This is a genomic window from Chitinophaga rupis (assembly GCF_900109685.1).
Taxonomy (GTDB): domain Bacteria; phylum Bacteroidota; class Bacteroidia; order Chitinophagales; family Chitinophagaceae; genus Chitinophaga; species Chitinophaga rupis.
This window is the reverse complement of the sequence record NZ_FOBB01000010.1, coordinates 206626-225444: the sequence shown is the minus strand read 5'-3', so window position 1 is coordinate 225444 and position 18819 is coordinate 206626. Positions and strand designations below refer to the sequence as shown.

Here is an 18819-nt window from a genome sequence, read left to right as displayed (position 1 = left end):
ATAGCCGCTGAAGAAGGGCTTGCTCCATTATGAACCACGTTAATGTTATGAAAAAACTGATTGCGCTTATCGGAATATTTATCTCCAATCCTTCCTCAGGTCAGCAATATAAAAGTCTTCCCATGTGGGATCATACCCTGCCTGTAGAGCAGCGTGTGGCCGACCTGGTTAGCAGGCTAACGCTGGAAGAAAAAGCAGCACAAATGCTTAATGCTGCCCCTGCCATACCCCGCCTGGGCATACCGGCCTATGACTGGTGGAACGAGACCCTGCATGGCGTTGCCCGTACTCCTTATCACGTAACTTCTTATCCCCAGGCCATTGCCATGGCAGCTACCTGGGATACCGCTTCACTATACCTGATGGCAGATTATTCGGCCACTGAAGGCAGGGCCGTTCATAACAGGGCAACTGCAGAAGGGAAGAACAATGAGCGGTATATGGGGCTCACCTACTGGACGCCCAATATTAATATATTCCGCGATCCCAGATGGGGCAGGGGACAGGAAACCTATGGAGAAGATCCGTACCTGACGGCAAAACTGGGAGCCGCCTTTGTACGGGGGCTGCAGGGCAATGATCCCAAATACCTGAAAGCAGCCGCCTGCGCCAAACACTTTGCAGTGCACAGCGGCCCGGAACCTTCCAGGCATTCCGATAATTTTAATCCTTCGCCACATGATCTCTGGGATACTTATCTGCCTGCCTTTCATGAGCTGATCGTGAATGCGGGTGTTGCAGGCGTTATGTGTGCATACAATGCAGTGAATAACCAGCCATGCTGCGGTAACGATCTGCTTATGACCAGCATCCTTCGCCGGCAATGGAAATTCACAGGCTATGTGACCAGCGATTGCTGGGCCATAGACGATTTTTTTAAGTACCACAAAACGCATAAGGATGCAACCGCCGCTGCGGCGGACGCCCTCATTCATTCAACAGATATTGAATGCGGCACCTCGGTGTACCATTCGCTGATAAATGCGGTACAAACCGGTTTGATAAGCGAAAAACAATTGGATACTTCATTAAAAAGATTATTTACCGTGCGCTTCCGGCTGGGCATGTTCGACCCGGTATCGGAGGTGAAATATGCGCAAACCCCAGGGTCGGTCCTGGAATCACCGGAGCATGATGCCCATGCCCTGAAAATGGCGAGGCAATCCATTGTGCTGCTGAAAAACACGGACGGCGTGCTCCCGCTCAGTAAGGCCATCAGGAAGATAGCTGTGATAGGTCCTAATGCCGATAATAAAATAGCTGTTCTTGGCAACTATAACGGCACGCCGTCAAAGGTGGTGACGGTTGTGGAGGGGATCAGGCAAAAACTGGGGCCTGGTGCAGAGCTGATCTTTGAAAAAGCGATCAATCACACCAATGATACTTTGCTGGCCTACCGGGATATGACGGCAATGCTTTCCTTTAAAGGCAGCCCGGGTGTGCAGGCCGAGTACTTTAATAATGAGCGGCTGGAAGGCGCACCTGTGCAGACCGTAATGGAAAAGGATATTGACCACTACTGGGCGGAAGGGCAAACACCTGTACCCAACATCGGCACCATCCATTATTCGGCCAGGTATACCTCCTTTTTAAAAGCAGCTGCTACAGAAACCATGAATTTTGAAATTGAGGGAGATGACGGGTACCGCCTGTTCATTAATGATAAAATGGTTGTTGATGCCTGGACCAGAAACCGTTGGGGCGCAAGGCCGTTTACATTGCCCGTTCAAAAAGATAGCAGCTACAAGCTGGTAGTGGAGTTCTACCAGAATGAGGGGAACGCCTCGATCCGGCTGAAAACAGGCGACAGGGTTAAAACAGACTTCGCAGCCCTGGCAGCCAGGCTGCGGGAGGTAGATGCCATCATTTTTGCCGGTGGTATCTCTCCACAGCTGGAGGGAGAAGAAATGCCTGTAAAAGTACCGGGGTTCGATGGCGGGGACCGGACAACCATTATGCTGCCTGAAGTACAAACCCGGCTGTTAGAAGCCCTGCAGCAAACCGGCAAGCCGGTCATCTTTGTTATGATGACAGGCAGCGCCATTGCCATTCCCCGGGAACAAGCGCGTATACCCGCTATTGTGAATGCATGGTACGGCGGCCAGCGTGCAGGAACCGCCATTGCAGATGTATTATTCGGTGATTATAATCCTTCAGGACGCCTGCCCGTAACGTTTTATGCCTCCGACAAAGACCTGCCCGCATTCACTGATTACTCCATGCACAACAGAACCTACCGCTATTTCCGGGGTAAGCCTTTATACCCGTTCGGATACGGTCTAAGCTATACGAATTTCAGGTATAACGGACTTAAGGTAGCTGAAAGCGCCCGTAAGGGAGCACCGGTTAATATCAGCGTGGAGCTCACCAACACGGGAAAGCTTGACGGTGATGAAGTGGTGCAGCTTTATGTAAGCCATCCCGGAGTGGCAAACGCGCCGGTCAGGTCACTAAAAGGTTTTCAGCGCATACAATTGAAACACGGAGAAAGTAAGCACATATCATTTACCCTTACAGCAGAAGATCTTTCCCTCATTGATGAAAAGGGGAACCGCTATCAGCCGGAAGGGAAAACGGTGCTCAGCATAGGAGGGGGGCAGCCGGGTATGGACAACGCTGCTACAGGTAATGTGTTATCCCATGTTATAATGATCCAATAATCTGATCCGCCCGCAAAGCGGTATTTACAAAAGAAAATCATGCGATATGAAAAAGATAGTTTTTAATCTTGCCATTCTTTTATTGTTTACCATACCAGCTTTTACACAAGGCGTTATTGAACACGCAGCTCCTGGTTTTGATTCCCTGCGTGCAGGTATAGCGCATGGCCGGATTGATACCATCAGCTATAACTCAGCAACCGTGGGTAATCCGCGGAAAGCGCTGATCTATACGCCACCGGGATTTTCCAAAAAGAGCAAATACCCGGTGTTATACCTGTTGCATGGTATTGGCGGCGATGAAAAGGAGTGGCTGAAAGGCGGTACTCCGCAGGTAGTTTTGGATAACCTGTACGCCGAAGGAAAAATTGAGCCGATGATCGTTGTGATGCCCAATGGCAGGGCTATGAAAGATGACCGGGCCACCGGTAATATCATGGCTCCTGACAAGGTACAGGCGTTTGCTACTTTTGAAAAAGATCTGCTGAACGATCTGATCCCCTACATACAAAAGAAATATCCTGTTTATACGGACCGGGAGCACCGGGCCATTGCCGGCCTGTCAATGGGAGGTGGACAGTCACTGAATTTTGGCCTGGGAAACCTGGACAAGTTTGCGTGGATCGGAGGCTTTTCATCCGCGCCGAACACTAAAACGCCGGAGCAGCTGGTACCCCATCCCGTGGAAGCAAGGCAAAAGATTAAGCTACTCTGGATCTCCTGCGGGGCCAGTGATGGATTGGTTTCCTTTAGCAAACGCACGCATGATTACCTGCAAAAGAACAATGTGCCGCATATCTATTACATTGAGCCGGGCGTGCATGATTTCAAAGTATGGAAGAACGGATTGTATATGTTCTCTCAGCTGATCTTTAAACCGGTGGATACTGCTACGTTCTCAAAATATCCGGTGGTGGGCGCGCCTGCGGCAACCAATGTCCGCAATGCAAAATATCCGCAGATACTGGCTGACCACCGTGTTATTTTCCGGATCAAAGCGCCGGAAGCGCAGAAGGTGCAGGTTGACCTGGTCCGTAAGTATGATCTGGTAAAGGACACCGGCGGTTTATGGACCGTAACAACAGATTCCATCGGCGAAGGATTTCATTATTATTCCCTGCTGATAGATGGCGTGGCCGTTGCGGATCCCGCCAGTGAAACTTTTTACGGTATGGGAAGAAGGGCAAGCGGTATTGAAATACCCTTTGCCGGCGGCAGCTATTATGCGCTAAGAGATGTGCCGCATGGAGATATCCGCATCAGGAAATATTTCTCAAAGGTTACCGGTTCATGGCGGCAGCTGTACATTTATACCCCGCCCGGTTATGATGCAAATACAAACGAAAAGTATCCTGTGCTCTACATTTTACACGGTGGCGGGGAAGACGAAACCGGCTGGGCCACGCAGGGCAAAACGGATCTGATCCTGGATAATCTGATCGCTTCAAAAAAGGCGGAGCCAATGCTGGTCGTCATGCCGGATGCAAATGTAGGTGGCGCTGCGTTTGACGAATCTGTTTTGAAAACATTTGAATCGGAGCTGAAGGAGATCATTATTCCCCTGGTAGAAAAAAACTATCGCGCTGAAACAGATGCAGGTCACCGGGCATTGGCTGGTTTATCTATGGGCGGCATTCACACCCTTTACACCGGGATAAAGAATACGGAAATGTTTTCCTGGCTGGGAGTATTCAGCTCGGGCTGGATCCAGGCCAGGCAGGCTGATATTGCAGCGGCCCAGTACGATTTTATGAAAACCAATGCGGCCATGATCAATAGTAATCTGAAAGCGCTGTGGATCTCCATGGGCGGAAAGGAAGATATTGCCTACAGGAATTGCCAGCTGATGCTGACAAAGCTGGATGAGCTGAATATCAAACACACTTATAGCGAATACCCCGGCGGCCATACCTGGCCCGTATGGCGGAACAACCTGTTTAATTTTGCACAGCTGCTTTTTAAATAAAGATTGAGCGGAATATGGCATTGCCGGGCAGATGCAATACCCTGCACTGCTCCGGTCACTATCTAAGGGAAATTATCCTTATATTAGTATCGCAATTAACCGTCATGAAAAAAGTAACCCTGTCCCTTTTAGCGCTGTTTACAGCTGTTTTGTCCCTTTCCGCACAAGACTCTGCGAACCGTATACAAACTACGCACATCGCAAATATCCTGGACAATTATAGGAGCCTCAATAATTATTTTACTGCCACCGGTTTCCGGCCGGTAGGGAACACGGTTGGTAGTCCTTACCTATACGATGATTGGGGACGACTGTCAATAGACTCCATGGAAAACAAACCTGTAAAGCATTCAATGGTTTACGACGCCAACCTGGACCTGGAAAAAAACACCCTCATTATCCGCGCCGCCAGCGAGGGAAAGGCATATACCCCTGAAAGCCGCTATATACAAGCCTTTCACCTGGTTAAAAATGATGTGGCAGCACATTTTGTGAATGTGGATATAGATGGCCGTTTACAGTTTGTGCAGCAGCTTGCAGCAGGTAAATATTCATTAGTGAAAGCTGTAAAAGTTAAATTTGAACGCGCCAATTTTGTGGATAAAGGCGTAACGCAAACAGGACATAACTACGACGAATATAAAAGAAGCTATACCTATTTCCTCCTTAAAGACGGGATCCCCACTAAAGTAAGTTTAAAAAGAAAAAGCTTCTTATCAGCTGTAGAAAAGGATCCTGCAGCTGCAGCCGCTGCGAAAAAGTTCCTGGACAGCAACGACGCGTCTTTTGATGAACAAACCGCCGCTGGCCTTGTCAACGCCATTAATCAATGATAACATAGCTAGGATCTTTGCAGCCATCAGCCCTTAACAAGTGGTACTTTTGTCAATACGACACTTAATATTATACGTTTGCATTTTTACATAATTTGGGTATTTTTACTTTCATGCGCGACGATATCCCCGAATTGCAAAACAAAATATACCGCGGTGATACACAAGCATTTAAAGAATTATACGATTACTGCTGCGCTCCATTGCTGCAGTTAGCCCTGGCCATTGTTCATAACAGGGAAATGGCAGAAGAAATAGTAGCAGATGTGTTTATTGCCGTATGGAGAAAAAAGAAGGACCTCCATCAGGTAAGCAACCTGAAATGGTACCTCTATGCTGCCACCCGTAATATTGCGCTGAACTACCTCCGTAAATATGCCCATAAAAAAACGCTGCATCTTGATGAAGCATATTCGCTGGAATATGAAATAAACCCCGAAGCGCAGCTTATCAGCAATGAAATGATGCGGCATATTAATATGGCCATCAGTGAGCTGCCCCCGCAGTGCCGCCTGATCTTTAAACTGGTGAAAGAAGACGGGCTCAAATACCGGGAAGTAGCCGTTCTGCTGAATGTTTCCATAAAAACCGTTGAAAATCAGGTGGGCATCGCCCTGAAGAAGCTTACCAAAATGAAATCATTCCTGATCACGCCGCTGCCCGGCGGTCAGTGATCCTCCTTCAAAAAAAAATTCCTGCCCCTTTGGGGGTATTATCTCCTTCGTGTTGTCTTTTACCCCGGAGCGCACCCTTATTCAACCATTTTCAATAAGACTATGAGCAACGATCGTATGTGGATATTACTCGGAAAACAGCTCAGCGGCGATATTTCACCCGCCGAGCTGTCAGAGCTGGAAGCATTGCTGAAAGATGATCCGGAGGCCGCTGCTTCCGGGGAGCTTGCTGCCAGCATCTGGCAAACGCCTATACAGGAGGTAAGCGCCACTCATGATAGTAAAGAACGCATCTGGGATGCGGTGAGCCCGCAGCTGCAGCCGCGCCGCCAACGCACTATTGTGCGCAGGCTGGTGGCAGCAGCTGCTGCGGCAGCTGTATTGGGGGTAATATGGACCGGATGGAAATTTACACGTCCGGCTGCTCCTGTATTGCAGCAGCTCAGCTCCGCTCCGGGAGGAAAATCCAGGGTAGTGCTTCCCGACGGCTCCATCGTATTGCTCAATCGCAATACGCAGCTCCATTACGAAAAGAATGGCTTTGGTAAACAGCACCGGGAAATTACGCTCAGCGGCGAAGCCTTTTTTGATATCGTGAAAAGTGAGGGTGTTCCTTTTATTATCCATGCAGGAAAAGTGAACATCCGCGTACTGGGCACTGCTTTTAACGTGAAAGCCTATGCGGGCGACAGCGCCGTGTTCACTACACTGGTCCGTGGAAAAATAGCCGTATCGTTCCGGGAAAAAACCGTGGTGCTGCAGCCTGATGAAAAATTAACGGTACCGCTAACCCGCCCGGTGGCTGTCTTTCAGCAAAAGCACCTGGAAAAGGACAGCAGCGGTCAGCTCCCTGAAATATCCTGGCTGAATAATAAGCTGGTATTTGACAATAACACCTTTGGCGAGCTGGCAGCTAAAATGAACCAGTGGTACGGCGTTACTTTTCATTTTGAATCTGACAGCCTGGAGCAGCTGCGGTTTTCCGGCATCATTGATACAGAATCAGTAGACGAGGCGCTGAACATGCTGCAGCTCTCACGCCCTTTTAATTTCCAGGTTAACGGGAAAGAGGTCCGCATCAGTAACTGATAACGCATTATTCATCTTCAAAAATAAATACTATGACCTAAAAGCATTACACATCCACGCACTTTACTTTTTTCACCCTCTTACATTCCATGTTATGAAAATAATGTTCCTATGGGTTTTGCTGCTCACCGGCATCATGCCCGCATACGCTACCTCTGCCACCCAGGAAAAGATCAGCATCTCCCTGGAAAAGGTGAGCATTAAAACAGTGCTGAAAACCATTCAGCAAAAAAGCCGCTGCCGGCTTATCTACAACGACGACATTCTGCCGGAAAAACCACCGGTATCCATTCATGCCGAAAATGCCACGGTAGAAGAGCTGCTTACCCAAACCTTTGCCGGCACCACACTCCGCTACACTGTGATGAATAACAATGCTATTGTGATCGGATCCGGACATGTAAGCGCCGCCAGAATAAGCGGTACTGTAAAAAACGAACATGGCGATCCGCTCATTGGCGTATCCGTAAAAGTAAAAGGTACCAATGTTGGTACTATGACCAATGAGAACGGCCATTTTGAGCTGCAGGCTGCTACCGGCGTTACCCTGGTATTCAGCTACGTAGGTTATGAACAAACGGAAATAGTAAGCACCGGGGATCCTGTCAGCATTATCCTGAAAGAAAGCGCCAGCGGCTTAAATGAAGTAGTAGTGGTAGGTTACGGCACGCAGAAGAAAACTTCCTCTACCGCGTCTGTAGCAGCTGTGCAGGGAAAGGAGCTGGCAAAATCGCCGGTTACCAACATCTCCAATTCGCTGGCGGGTAATGTTTCCGGCATCAGCATGCGCCCGAATGGCGGTCAGCCGGGCAGGGATAATCCCGATATACATATCAGGGGCATTGCCACCACCGGCAACAATTCTCCGCTGATAGTAGTGGATGGGATCATCCGTAACAACATCAACGAAATTTCGCCCAGCTCCATTGCCTCCGTTACTGTATTGAAAGACGCTGCTGCAGTAGCTCCTTATGGATTAGGGGGCGCCAATGGTGTTATCCTCATAACGACCAAACGCGGCAACACAGGAATGCCAACGTTGGCATTGAATGCGTATTACGGTTTTCAAACGCCTACCTATTACCCTAAAATGCTGAATGCACAGGACTATATGCGCCTGCGTAATGAAGCCTACATGAATGAAAATCCCGGTGGTACACAACAACCTTTCAGCGATGAACTCATTAACACGTATGCAGATCTGAACGCTAAAGATCCCGATAAATACCCCATCAGCAATACCAAAGACCTGGTACGCATGCACGCGCCCATTCAAAACTACAATATGCAGCTAAGCGGCGGCACCAAAGTAGTGCGGTATTATGCCGGTCTTGGTTTCCTTAAGCAGGATGGTATGTTTGACCCGGTGAATTATAAACGTTACGATTATAACGTAAACATGGAAATAAGCGCCACGCCTACCACTACGGTATCACTGTCGCTCATTGGCGCTATTGAAAATACCAACAGCGTAGATGCCGCCACCACGCCGGGCCAGCTGTTCCGCAGCGCGTACAAGCTGATCCCCATTACCAACCTTTATTATAGTAATGGCCTCTGGGGCGAGTTTGCAGGTAACTCGCCGGTAGGGATCCTGAAAGCAGGCTACTCCCACCGCAGTGCCACCTCCCTGCTTAGCACCCTTGCCGTGGAGCAGCAGCTGCCTTTCATTAAAGGGCTTAGCATAAAGGGAACCTTCAGCTATGACCCCAATGACTTTACGGTTAAAGGATGGCATACGCCGTTTTACTTTTATTCACAGAATACAGCAACTACCCCTTACTCCTATACGAAACAGGTCTCTACTTCGGAAGGAAGCGCTGCTCCATACACCTGGCTGAACCAGGAATATTCAAAAAACCAGTACTTCACCTACCAGGGATTCCTCAACTATCATAACACCTTTGGTAAACACGATTTCACCGGGCTGCTGGTAGCAGAAGCGCGTAAGAATGACTCTACCGGCTTCTCTGCCCGGCGCAATAACTTTGCAGTGAACATCGACGAGCTGGGTATGGGCAGCTCCAACAAAAATGATTTTGACAACAACGGCTCTACCATTACCGGCAGCCAGCTTGGATTTGTATACCGCGTAGGTTACATCTACGATCAGAAATATCTTTTTGAAGCAGCCGGCCGGTATGATGGTCACTACTACTTCGCTCCCGGTAAACGCTGGGGCTATTTCCCCGCCTTCTCTGCAGGATGGATCATCTCTGAAGAGAATTTTATAGCGGATCATCCCTCTGCCCTGGAATATCTTAAACTAAGGGCATCCTGGGGAAAATCAGGCAACCTGGCAGGGAGGGCATTCCAGTACCTGAACGGCTATAATTTGTATGGTAACGCCTACGCCTATGGCAACGGCAGTATGGTGCAGGGATCCAACATCACCCAGGAAGCCAATCCCAATATTACCTGGGAAATATCCACCAAAACGGATATAGGGATAGACGCTACTTTATGGAAAGGTTTGCTTACACTGGAAGTAGATTATTTTCATGAAAGAAGGACCGGCATGCTGCTGCCGCCGGCAGTAACAGTGCCGGTAGAATACGGTCTGAGCCTCTCCGACGAAAACCAGGGCATTATGGAAAACAATGGTATCGACATTTCTGCCGGTACCACCCACCGTTTTTCCAATGGCCTGCAGCTAAACCTGAACGGCAATTTCAGCTACGCCAAAAATAAAATGATCCAGGTGTTTGAGACCTCCGCCACACACGATAATCCCAACCGCAGCAGAACAGGCCGGCCCATGGGTACGCAATTCGGCTATCATGCGCTGGGATTGTTTTCCCAGGCAGATGATAAGAACAGCGATGGCATTATTAACAGCGAAGACGGATATAACGTTACCCAGTTTGGTGTGCTGCATCCCGGTGATATCCGTTATGCAGATATAGGCGGCCCCGATGGCAAGCCCGATGGAAAAATAGACTCATATGATGAAACCGTGATCGGTAACCCGGTATATCCTTTCATTACCTACGGCTTCACGCCCAGTGCCTCCTGGAAAGGGTTTGACGTTAGCTTGTTCTTCCAGGGAGCTGCACTGGCCAGCCTGAACTTCCGCGGTTTTCAAACGGTGCCCTTTAACAACAACAATAGTAATTCGGCCTACGAATACTATAACAACCACTGGACGCCTAACACACCCGATGCAAAGTATCCGCGTGCAAACCAGTCGCCCTACGCCAATAACACCCAGAACTCTGATTTCTGGATGATGAAAACGGGTTACCTCCGTTTAAAAACGGCTGTGCTGGGATACACGCTTCCTGCCAAAATTTCCAAAGCGATGAAGATGCAGAGCGTTCGTTGTTATGTATCCGGGCAAAACCTGCTCACTTTCAGCAAGATGAAATTCATGGACCCGGAGGTAGGCTATACTGACCTGGAAACAGCCTATCCTAACCAGAAGGTATTTGTGTTTGGACTAAATGTGAATTTTTAGATTCATCCTGTTAAACTAAAATATTATGACCCGATTCATACGTCTCTTGCCCGCTGTTATACTGTTGCTCAGTATACTGTCATGCAAAAAGGAATTTCTGGAAAATACAGATAAGTCAAAGCTCACGGATGCCATCCAGTGGAGCACCGAAGGGAATGCCGATCTTTTCCTCAATGATATCTACAGCGCATTGCCTAACTATTGGAACCAGCCGGAAAACCTGGATAACTTTACCGACGACAATGATGCCGGATTTTATTATACATCCTATAACTGGAAGCAGGGCATTGTAGAAGCCTCCTCCAACGACTATACCGTATGGGGTGGCATCACTGGTTCCGGAGATCTCACCAACTGGACAACTACCTTCACCAACATCCGCAAATGCAACACCTTTATTACAGAGGTACGTAATAACGCAGCCAACTTCTCGCCGGAGTGGCTGAGCAAACGGCTGGATGAAGCCCGGTTCCTCCGCGCCTTTTTTTACAGTGAGCTGTGGATGCATATTGGCGGGCTGCCCATTATTACCGTTCCTGCCGACAGGCGTACTATGGACAGCGCTGCCATTTATACTCCCAGGAGCACCTTTGCGGAAACAGTGAATTTCATCACCACGCAGCTGGATTCCATTACGAAAGATGGTAACCTGCCGCCTAAATACAATAAAGGCGATGCAGATGCCGGCCGGGCCACCCTCGGCGCTGCGCTGGCCTTAAAGGGATGGGTGGAGCTTTATGCCGCCAGCCCTGCATTCAACGCTGCACAACCCGCCGCAGGTAATGATCCCCATAAAGTAGCCGGTTATAATGACTACGATGCTCAACGCTGGAGCAAGGCCGCTGCTACATTCAAACAGTTCATTGACAGCTATGGCAACGGTAATGCATATGAGCTGTTTCCCGATCCTTCCGCCATCTGGTACGAAGCCAATGAATACCATTCGGAAGTGGTGTGGGACCGGCAGGTAGTGGCCAACATAATGGGATCTTCCTTTGAACAATACGGCGGCCCGGTGTGGATCAACGGCGCCTACTACACCTGGGGTAACTACTGCCCCACGCAGGAGCTGGTAGACCAGTTTTTTATGGCAAATGGAAAATCCATCACTGATCCCACTTCCGGCTATGATCCGCAGCACCCCTACATAGGCCGTGAGAAGCGCTTCTACGACTGGATTGTGTATGACGGCGCGCCCTATAAAATGACCTGGATGGACAAAGGCGATACCATATATACCCGTATTGATAAGGTACGTCCTTCCAAAAACCAGATTGATTTTGGGACTGATGATGTAGGCAACACCGGCTACTATTTTAAAAAGCGGCTTAACCCGCTGGTACGGCCCGGCGGGGGCGCAGTAAGCGGCGCTAACTTTATTTATTACCGCTATGCGGAAGTATTGCTGGGATATGCGGAAGCACAAAACGAAGCTGTGGGACCTGATGCCAGTGTATACAATGCCATTAACCAGATCCGCAAAAGAGCGGGCCTGCCCGACCTGGCGCCCGGACTATCCCAGGCGGAAATGCGGACCGCAATTTATCACGAAAGGAGGGTAGAGCTCTGTTTTGAGCAGAAACGCTTTTATGATATCATCCGCTGGAAAACCGCCAGCACCGTGATGAATGTGGACAAACATGCTATGAAAATATCCAATACGGTACCCAATAACAATTCAGGCGTGTGGAAGTACGAAGTTGTGCCGCTGAACCATCCGCATGTGTTCACCCCGAAGATGTATCTGAACCCGGTGCCGCAGGATGCAAGAGACCGGAACCCGAAGCTGGTGCAGAACCCGGGATATTGAGTGTAGATATTCATTTAAAAAAGTTGCAGGTCATCCCTGCAACTTTTTTGTTTTTATAAGCTATATTGGTGAAGCCAACCCTAAACCGTATGAAATTAATAACAACATTTACCCTTTTTCTTTTATCAACCATTTCCTTTGCCCAGACAAAGGACCTTTCTACCCTCCCTTCTTATGACTGTTCTCTGAAAAAAGTAATGGCAATTATTGGCCGGCAAACAACAATTGCATCGCCGGATAACGGCACAGGGCTAGAGGCGATGCTTGCCGATTATTGCAGCACATTTGGAAATAACTGTGTCCGGAAAACAGAGGCAGCATTAACCGATAGTGACTATGCAAAAGATCTTTTAATGGTGGGCGTTTTGCATGATCTTAAAAAGTGGGTGCAGCTAAAAACACCCATTACGACCATTGCCAATGGATTTATAATTAATGACAAAACATTTAAAGATAGCGCAGATGGTTTCGTTTATGTAGATACCAACAGAATAATTATCAGCGGGAATAGTCTTAAAGCCGTTAAAGATGCGCAATTGGCGCTTACCGGCGGGCACGACATCTTAATTGTACAAAATGGAAAAATAACCTATTTCGGCAATAGAAAAGATGACACTCATTTCGATTGGTTTAACCTTCAGAATCTGAAAGAAAGCAACTACAATAAAGTGGAATCTGAATTATTTTCTGCCATTTATATTTCAAAAACATTTAAGGACACGATAGACTATCCAAAGTTGAATACAGAATTGAGATCGTATGCCCGGCAATTCCTGAGCATTTATAAGCTGAAAATGCCCGCAAAAAAGATCAGCTGGTTTGTTCATTCAAACATGAATGAATATGGTATTATGTCGGGTATGTTTGGATTAACCTGTCCTGGAAATAATTCAGCAGGGTTTAGTATCCGTGGCGAGATCCATACCAATGGATTTAATACAGGATTGGTTAAACATGAGTATTCACATTTCCTTTTCGATAATGCTATTCCCCAGGATAATAACCCTGCCTTTTTTGTAGAAGGTTGTGTTGAGTATGTAACGAATCTTAACGACAAAGATCTGTATAATGAGAGAGTTGAAGTGGCAAGGAAATTCAGGGATACTTTAAACTACACGGATCTGATAATAAACAACCGGGATTTTTATGGGCAGTATTCCAGCGCTAATTACTCCATCTGTGGAGTGTTTGTAAAGTATCTTATCGATAAATTTGGCGTTGAGGCATTCAAAAATTTCTGTTTGGCAGATAATAAGAAAATAAAGACAAAGGATCTTTTCAAAATGGATTTTGACACACTTGTAAATAATTACAAGAGTTGGTTAACCACACTATAAACAAGTTTTTACCTATATTACTATAGTTATTTTTGTTTGGGATACCTAGTAGATAAGTTGAATATTTAAGGCGGCATCTATCATTAAGATCTATAAATTCATTGTACTGTTATGAAAATAAAAGCATATGGAATTAAAGAGGAAGGTGGAAAGGCGGAGCCATTTTACTATGAAAGATCTGTTGGTGAAAATGAGGTAAGGATAAAGATCCTTTATTGTTCTATTGCAAGAGGGGATGTTCAATTCATCAGTAATGACTGGGGTGATACAAAATATCCGCTTGTTCCGGGCCATGAGATTGTGGGAACTGTTGAGGAAACCGGCTCCGGGGTAACTGCGTTAAAGGCTGGTGATCTTGTGGGTGTTGGTTATCAGCAGGAGGCTTGTTTTGCATGTGAGTGCTGTAAAGCAGGTAATGAGCAATTTTGCACGCAGCAAAAAGTAATTGGTGTGCATTGCTATGGTGGCCTGGCCGAACATATTGTTGTTGATAACCGGTTTGCCTTTAAACTTTCACCGGCGCTTCACTCAGCAAAGTCCGTCCCTTTGTTATCATCCGGACTTACCGTGTATACAGGAATTGTGAAAGCACAATTGCCGGCTAATTCCGTTGTAGGCGTTCTGGGAGCCGGTGGCCTTGGACAGCTGGCAATCCAGTTCTTACATAAAATGGGACATAAGGTTTATGCATTTTCCCATTCTTTGGAAAAGAAAGAAATGATTAACCAGCTGGGAGCTGAATTTATACTGAGCTCAAGCCCCGGTAATCTATCAGAATTAGATAAGAAATTTGATTTTATTATCTCCACGTTGAATGTAGAATATGATCTGGATGCTTTTTTGAAGATCCTTAAACCGCAGGGAAAGTTTTGCGTAGTGGCTTCACCTTTAAAAAAGCAGTCAATCAGCATTGGCCTGCTATACGATTATGCGCAGCGGACTATTTATGGAAATTATGTGGGGAGCCGCAAGGATATGGTGGAGATGCTTGATTTTGCGGCCAGGCATAATATTGAGAGCATGGTGGATGTTATGTCATTCTCTGAAATGAATGAAGCAATAGAAAAGGTGCGGACAGGAGAGGTAAAGATCCGTTTAGTATTGAAAAACCAGGAATAATATGAACTCACAGGAAAAAGTGTTACACTGTTATAATACGGTAGCGGATGACTACGCGGTTGAGCGTTGGGATGAGCTCAACAAAAAACATGTAGACCGGTTGTTACTAAAGGAATTTGCAGCTGCCAATAAAGACAAGGGACTCTGTGCCGATTTTGGCTGCGGCCCCGGACAAACAACAAAATTCCTGTACGACAATGGCATGAAAAATATCGTTGGTACTGATCTGTCGCCTGCGATGGTGAGTGTAGCCCGGAAGCTTTCCCCCCAGATTAATTTTGAAACAAAGGACTTGTTAAATATCGATTATCCGTCAGGGCATCTTGGAAGCGCGCTTGCATTCTATGCAATCGTACATTTTACGCTTGACCAGGTGAAAACCTGTTTCGGAGAAATAAACAGGGTGTTGAAACCCGGGGGAGATTTTTTATTTTCTTATCACGTGGGAGATGAGATCGTTCATTTTGACAAAGCGCATGATAAAGAAGTGGATATTGATCTGTTCTTCTTTAAGACAGATGATATAGTGGAATTACTTTATGAAACGGGGTTTAATGTCATTGATGCTATAGAAAGGCGGCCACATAAGGATATGGAATACCAAACCAGGCGGGCCTATATCTGGACTGAGAAGAAGTGAGGGGATGAGATTGCTATAAACTACTGGACAGTACCTTAAAATATTTGTGGGTCTTCCAATGCTTTTTACTGCCGATGACATAAAATTTTCTCCTGGCGCGGGTCACTGCTACATTGAGCATGTTAGGGGTCTTTGAAGCCCAGGCTCTGGAGCCATTGTTGCCGGGATCACTGCCCAATACCAAAAAAACGATGTCGGCTTCCTTACCCTGGAAGGTATGGATTGTTCCGCATTGCACATTGGAATTAATCTTGGATATTGCCTCAATGCAGGCTACAGCAACGGTCTTAAAAGGGGATATAACAAATATACTATCGCCCGGTTTTCCTAATAATTGGATCTTTTCTTTGAGCAGATCAATTTCCTCTTTTACTATATGCTTTTTATTAATGGTAGATCCGGTTATGTCAAACCATTGAGAATTACCGAGAGCACAATCGAACGGGACATCGTCAATGGCTTTTACCATTTGACCACTGTAGGCAATTTCATTAGAAATATCAAACATCGGGCTGTTACACCGCCGGTGCGTACGTAATGGGAATCCTGTCCATATCGGCTCATCACCACCTTGATCCATCCAACTGCCTATCGCTGTTACCCGATCAGCAAGTACTTGTGCGGAGCTTCTCAATGGCGACCATACCAAATCATTTTTGTAGGTTGCATTCAATATTTTTATAAGGGTCCCCGGAATGGTGACTACCGGCTCGATCTGTAACGGATCGCCAATGATAACCGTTCTCTTCGCTCTGTAAATGATGCCTGCCACGGATTGGGGAGTGGCCTGACCCGCTTCATCAAGCAGTACCCATCCGATACTTTCTTTTCCAAGGCTACGGAACAGACGGCTAACAGAGGCCAGTGTTGTGGAAATAACGGGTATGCAAAAGAAGAATGATTGCCATAAACTGAGCGCAATGCGATCACTGACTTCAGCCTTGCCGTCCATTAGATCAATCAGCAAACCAATATTATTCCTAAACTGTTTGGCATTAGACAAAACGGCATATTCATGCAATTTCAGGCTCTTTAAAAATATTTCACTTCTTAGCTTATTAATGCCGGCAGATGACCATGGGTTACTTTTATGAAATTCCTTCTTATCACTTTGTAGGGCCTCTAATAAATGTTCATCCGGAATATTCCTATAATCGATGCCATAAAATTCATGAAGATTCCTGCGCCTGTCATTATAGTTGGTAATGCGCTGAATGATCGTTGCTAATTGCTGTTCTAAACTTCTTTTATCTTTTTCTTTTGCATCAATCTTCGTTTCCAGCTCATCCAGTTTTTTTCGAAACACTCCTCGTTCATCTGAAAGGTTGTTGTACTCAGCTAGTAAGGACAGGAAAGGGTTGTTCCATCTTTTAAAGCCTGCGGTGTTAAACAGTTTTTTAAAGAAGAAGAAACGGGGTTTCACAGACTGGTGTAACTGGATACGGTGTTGTACCTGAGAGATGTCCTTCTCAATAACTGTTATTTTTTGAAGAAGGGACTGTGTATCTGTATGGATGCTTTGCAGATGTTCAATTACTATTTGTATTTTACCCTTAATTTCAGCTGCCAGTTCCCGGTCTTCGAAATAGGCCGGAATCATCTGGTAAAAATCGGAAGCGTCTTTTTTAAAGTCCCCGAACTCTTTCAATAATACATGTAACTCGGCTTTTGTATTATCAAATAAATCCTGATATTCTGGTGTTCGATCTTCACCTTCAGTATTGCTATATATCGATTTGAGGAACTCTTGAAAACCTGAGGTCTTCTCATTTTTATACCAAAACCTGCCCTTGAAATTAGTCCGATTCTCTGCATTGCCCAATGCGGCCGCCAATGCTCCCCAGCTTTTGCCGTCAATCAGCTGCTGCGAGTGATCTGTGAAATAGCTGGCATCTGTGAAAGTGTTCCTGTCAATTTTACGTTCGTCAGGGAGTTCTTTAGAAATATTTTCTACGGCTGAATTATTGTTACTGGCGACAACAATTCCTACATCATCAAAGATCTTACTCTTTGTGAGAAAATAGTAGGCGAATCTATCATCCATTTCCAGTTTGGTTCCTTTGTTAAACAAACCTGTTACACCTACCTGCATAAGTTGCTGAGCACGTTGTACTATTATTTCGGCCACAACATCGGACAAAAGCGTAGTTTTTCCGGTACCCGGCGGACCGTTGACTCCCAAAATACCACTATCTGCCAGTTCAGAGAGACATGTACTGACCGCACCAAGTTGGGCTGTATACAGGCTAAACAAAGGGTTGGATGGCCACCGGCCAGCGGGGAGCTGCGCAGGATTTAAAGCCTCGAATACAGCATTTACGTCTTTTAGAAAATCAACTTTCGGCTTTTCACTTACTTCCTCTGTGAGATATTGACGGAGCCCCTTACCGAAAGTCTCTTTGGTATTGAGCAATTGTTGAAGGTCGTCCAGATAAAAGCTGTTCAAAAAAGGAATGTCATTTTTTGCACGCTTGGATACGCGGATGGATTGCACATAAACCTGCTCTTCACAGGGCATTCCTTTTATACCCAGCTTATTTAAGACTTCTATTTCTTTCATTAAATGTGCGGTTGTTATTACTGGTGACAGGCTTTTTTCCAGGTTTTCGGCGTCAGGATTGATTGGATGACGCTCAGTAAATTGATCCTGAACTTCTGATAAACGATCGTTTAGCGTTGATAAGCTCACTCCATCCTGCAGGCATTTCAAACCGTGTATGTAGGATGCCTGCAAATACGGATTTTCGGCAACTAAACATCCCTGCTCATCCAGTATCAGGGTAGCCATGCACGTGTCCCCGGTTGGCTTTTCTTTAAAATCGCCGTCTGGTTCATAACCCGCTTGTTCTTCGATCAATTTGACTATGTGCTCTTTGCTATGTTTTCCTAAGAAAATAAAATGCCTCAAGTTGCTGTTTGCCTCTGGTACATAAGGCAATTCCCAAGGCAGAGGCTTATTGAAGTCCAAAATTTTTGCATCACGGGGGACATCCGGCAGACTAAATATTTCAATGTCCTTCCAGAAAGACAGTATGTTTTTTTGCTTTTTCAATATAGTAGATTGGAATGATGGGTTTGGGTTTTAGCAATTTAAGGAAAAATGCTGGAACAGCCGTCTTGCCATAAACCGGGTAGAAAGGATCGAATCGACAAAAACCTGAACAAAATCTAAGAAAGATTTTTTATTTCTTCGCACGGCTACGAACTCAGAAATAATTACTAAAATTTAAATAA

11 protein-coding genes are annotated in these 18819 nt (G+C 46.3%); 10 read left to right on the top strand and 1 reads right to left on the bottom strand.

Going from position 1 to position 18819, the window contains the following annotated elements; translation table 11 throughout:
- Positions 1–47: 47 nt before the first annotated feature.
- The 10 genes from BMZ54_RS28165 to BMZ54_RS28120 all read left to right on the top strand — a co-directional run bounded on the left by BMZ54_RS28165 (position 48) and on the right by BMZ54_RS28120 (position 15585).
- Positions 48–2660 carry a glycoside hydrolase family 3 C-terminal domain-containing protein gene (locus BMZ54_RS28165; protein WP_089919824.1) on the top strand — a complete coding sequence of 871 codons (2613 nt, stop codon included), beginning with the start codon at positions 48–50 and terminating at the stop codon, positions 2658–2660.
- Between the two features lie 46 nt (positions 2661–2706).
- A complete protein-coding gene (locus tag BMZ54_RS28160; protein ID WP_089919822.1) occupies positions 2707–4626 on the top strand; it encodes an alpha/beta hydrolase-fold protein in 1920 nt (639 codons plus the stop codon).
- Between the two features lie 104 nt (positions 4627–4730).
- Complete coding sequence (locus BMZ54_RS28155; protein ID WP_089919821.1) at positions 4731–5459, top strand: hypothetical protein; 729 nt, start codon at positions 4731–4733, stop codon at positions 5457–5459.
- A gap of 113 nt (positions 5460–5572) precedes the next feature.
- A complete protein-coding gene (locus tag BMZ54_RS28150) occupies positions 5573–6133 on the top strand; it encodes an RNA polymerase sigma-70 factor (protein ID WP_089919990.1) in 561 nt (186 codons plus the stop codon).
- A 102-nt stretch (positions 6134–6235) separates the two neighbouring features.
- Positions 6236–7222, top strand: a complete 987-nt coding sequence (locus tag BMZ54_RS28145; RefSeq protein WP_089919820.1) for a FecR family protein — start codon at positions 6236–6238, stop codon at positions 7220–7222.
- 94 nt (positions 7223–7316) lie between these two features.
- Positions 7317–10679 carry a TonB-dependent receptor gene (locus BMZ54_RS28140; protein WP_238386709.1) on the top strand — a complete coding sequence of 1121 codons (3363 nt, stop codon included), beginning with the start codon at positions 7317–7319 and terminating at the stop codon, positions 10677–10679.
- Between the two features lie 25 nt (positions 10680–10704).
- The gene (locus BMZ54_RS28135) at positions 10705–12489 is read left to right on the top strand and encodes a RagB/SusD family nutrient uptake outer membrane protein (protein WP_089919817.1); all 1785 of its coding nucleotides are present in this window, start codon (positions 10705–10707) and stop codon (positions 12487–12489) included.
- A gap of 89 nt (positions 12490–12578) precedes the next feature.
- Complete coding sequence (locus BMZ54_RS28130) at positions 12579–13826, top strand: hypothetical protein (protein ID WP_143081165.1); 1248 nt, start codon at positions 12579–12581, stop codon at positions 13824–13826.
- A 111-nt stretch (positions 13827–13937) separates the two neighbouring features.
- On the top strand, positions 13938–14945 hold the full coding sequence (locus tag BMZ54_RS28125; RefSeq protein WP_089919814.1) for an NAD(P)-dependent alcohol dehydrogenase: 1008 nt from the start codon (positions 13938–13940) through the stop codon (positions 14943–14945).
- Position 14946: 1 nt separating this feature from the next.
- Positions 14947–15585, top strand: coding sequence for a class I SAM-dependent methyltransferase (locus BMZ54_RS28120; protein ID WP_089919812.1), 639 nt, complete (start codon positions 14947–14949; stop codon positions 15583–15585).
- 13 nt (positions 15586–15598) lie between these two features.
- On the opposite strand, the gene BMZ54_RS28115 is transcribed toward BMZ54_RS28120, so the two are convergent.
- Positions 15599–18637: a DEAD/DEAH box helicase gene (locus BMZ54_RS28115; protein ID WP_089919809.1), complete on the bottom strand. Its 3039-nt coding sequence runs from the start codon at positions 18635–18637 to the stop codon at positions 15599–15601.
- Between the last annotated feature and the right edge of the window lie 182 nt (positions 18638–18819).

Bases quoted from the DNA above. Each gene is read 5' to 3' on its own strand.
- BMZ54_RS28165 (WP_089919824.1), top strand. From the start codon at position 48: ATGAAAAAACTGATTGCGCTTATCGGAATATTTATCTCCAATCCTTCC.
- BMZ54_RS28160 (WP_089919822.1), top strand. From the start codon at position 2,707: ATGAAAAAGATAGTTTTTAATCTTGCCATTCTTTTATTGTTTACCATA.
- BMZ54_RS28155 (WP_089919821.1), top strand. From the start codon at position 4,731: ATGAAAAAAGTAACCCTGTCCCTTTTAGCGCTGTTTACAGCTGTTTTG.
- BMZ54_RS28150 (WP_089919990.1), top strand. From the start codon at position 5,573: ATGCGCGACGATATCCCCGAATTGCAAAACAAAATATACCGCGGTGAT.
- BMZ54_RS28145 (WP_089919820.1), top strand. From the start codon at position 6,236: ATGAGCAACGATCGTATGTGGATATTACTCGGAAAACAGCTCAGCGGC.
- BMZ54_RS28140 (WP_238386709.1), top strand. From the start codon at position 7,317: ATGAAAATAATGTTCCTATGGGTTTTGCTGCTCACCGGCATCATGCCC.
- BMZ54_RS28135 (WP_089919817.1), top strand. From the start codon at position 10,705: ATGACCCGATTCATACGTCTCTTGCCCGCTGTTATACTGTTGCTCAGT.
- BMZ54_RS28130 (WP_143081165.1), top strand. From the start codon at position 12,579: ATGAAATTAATAACAACATTTACCCTTTTTCTTTTATCAACCATTTCC.
- BMZ54_RS28125 (WP_089919814.1), top strand. From the start codon at position 13,938: ATGAAAATAAAAGCATATGGAATTAAAGAGGAAGGTGGAAAGGCGGAG.
- BMZ54_RS28120 (WP_089919812.1), top strand. From the start codon at position 14,947: ATGAACTCACAGGAAAAAGTGTTACACTGTTATAATACGGTAGCGGAT.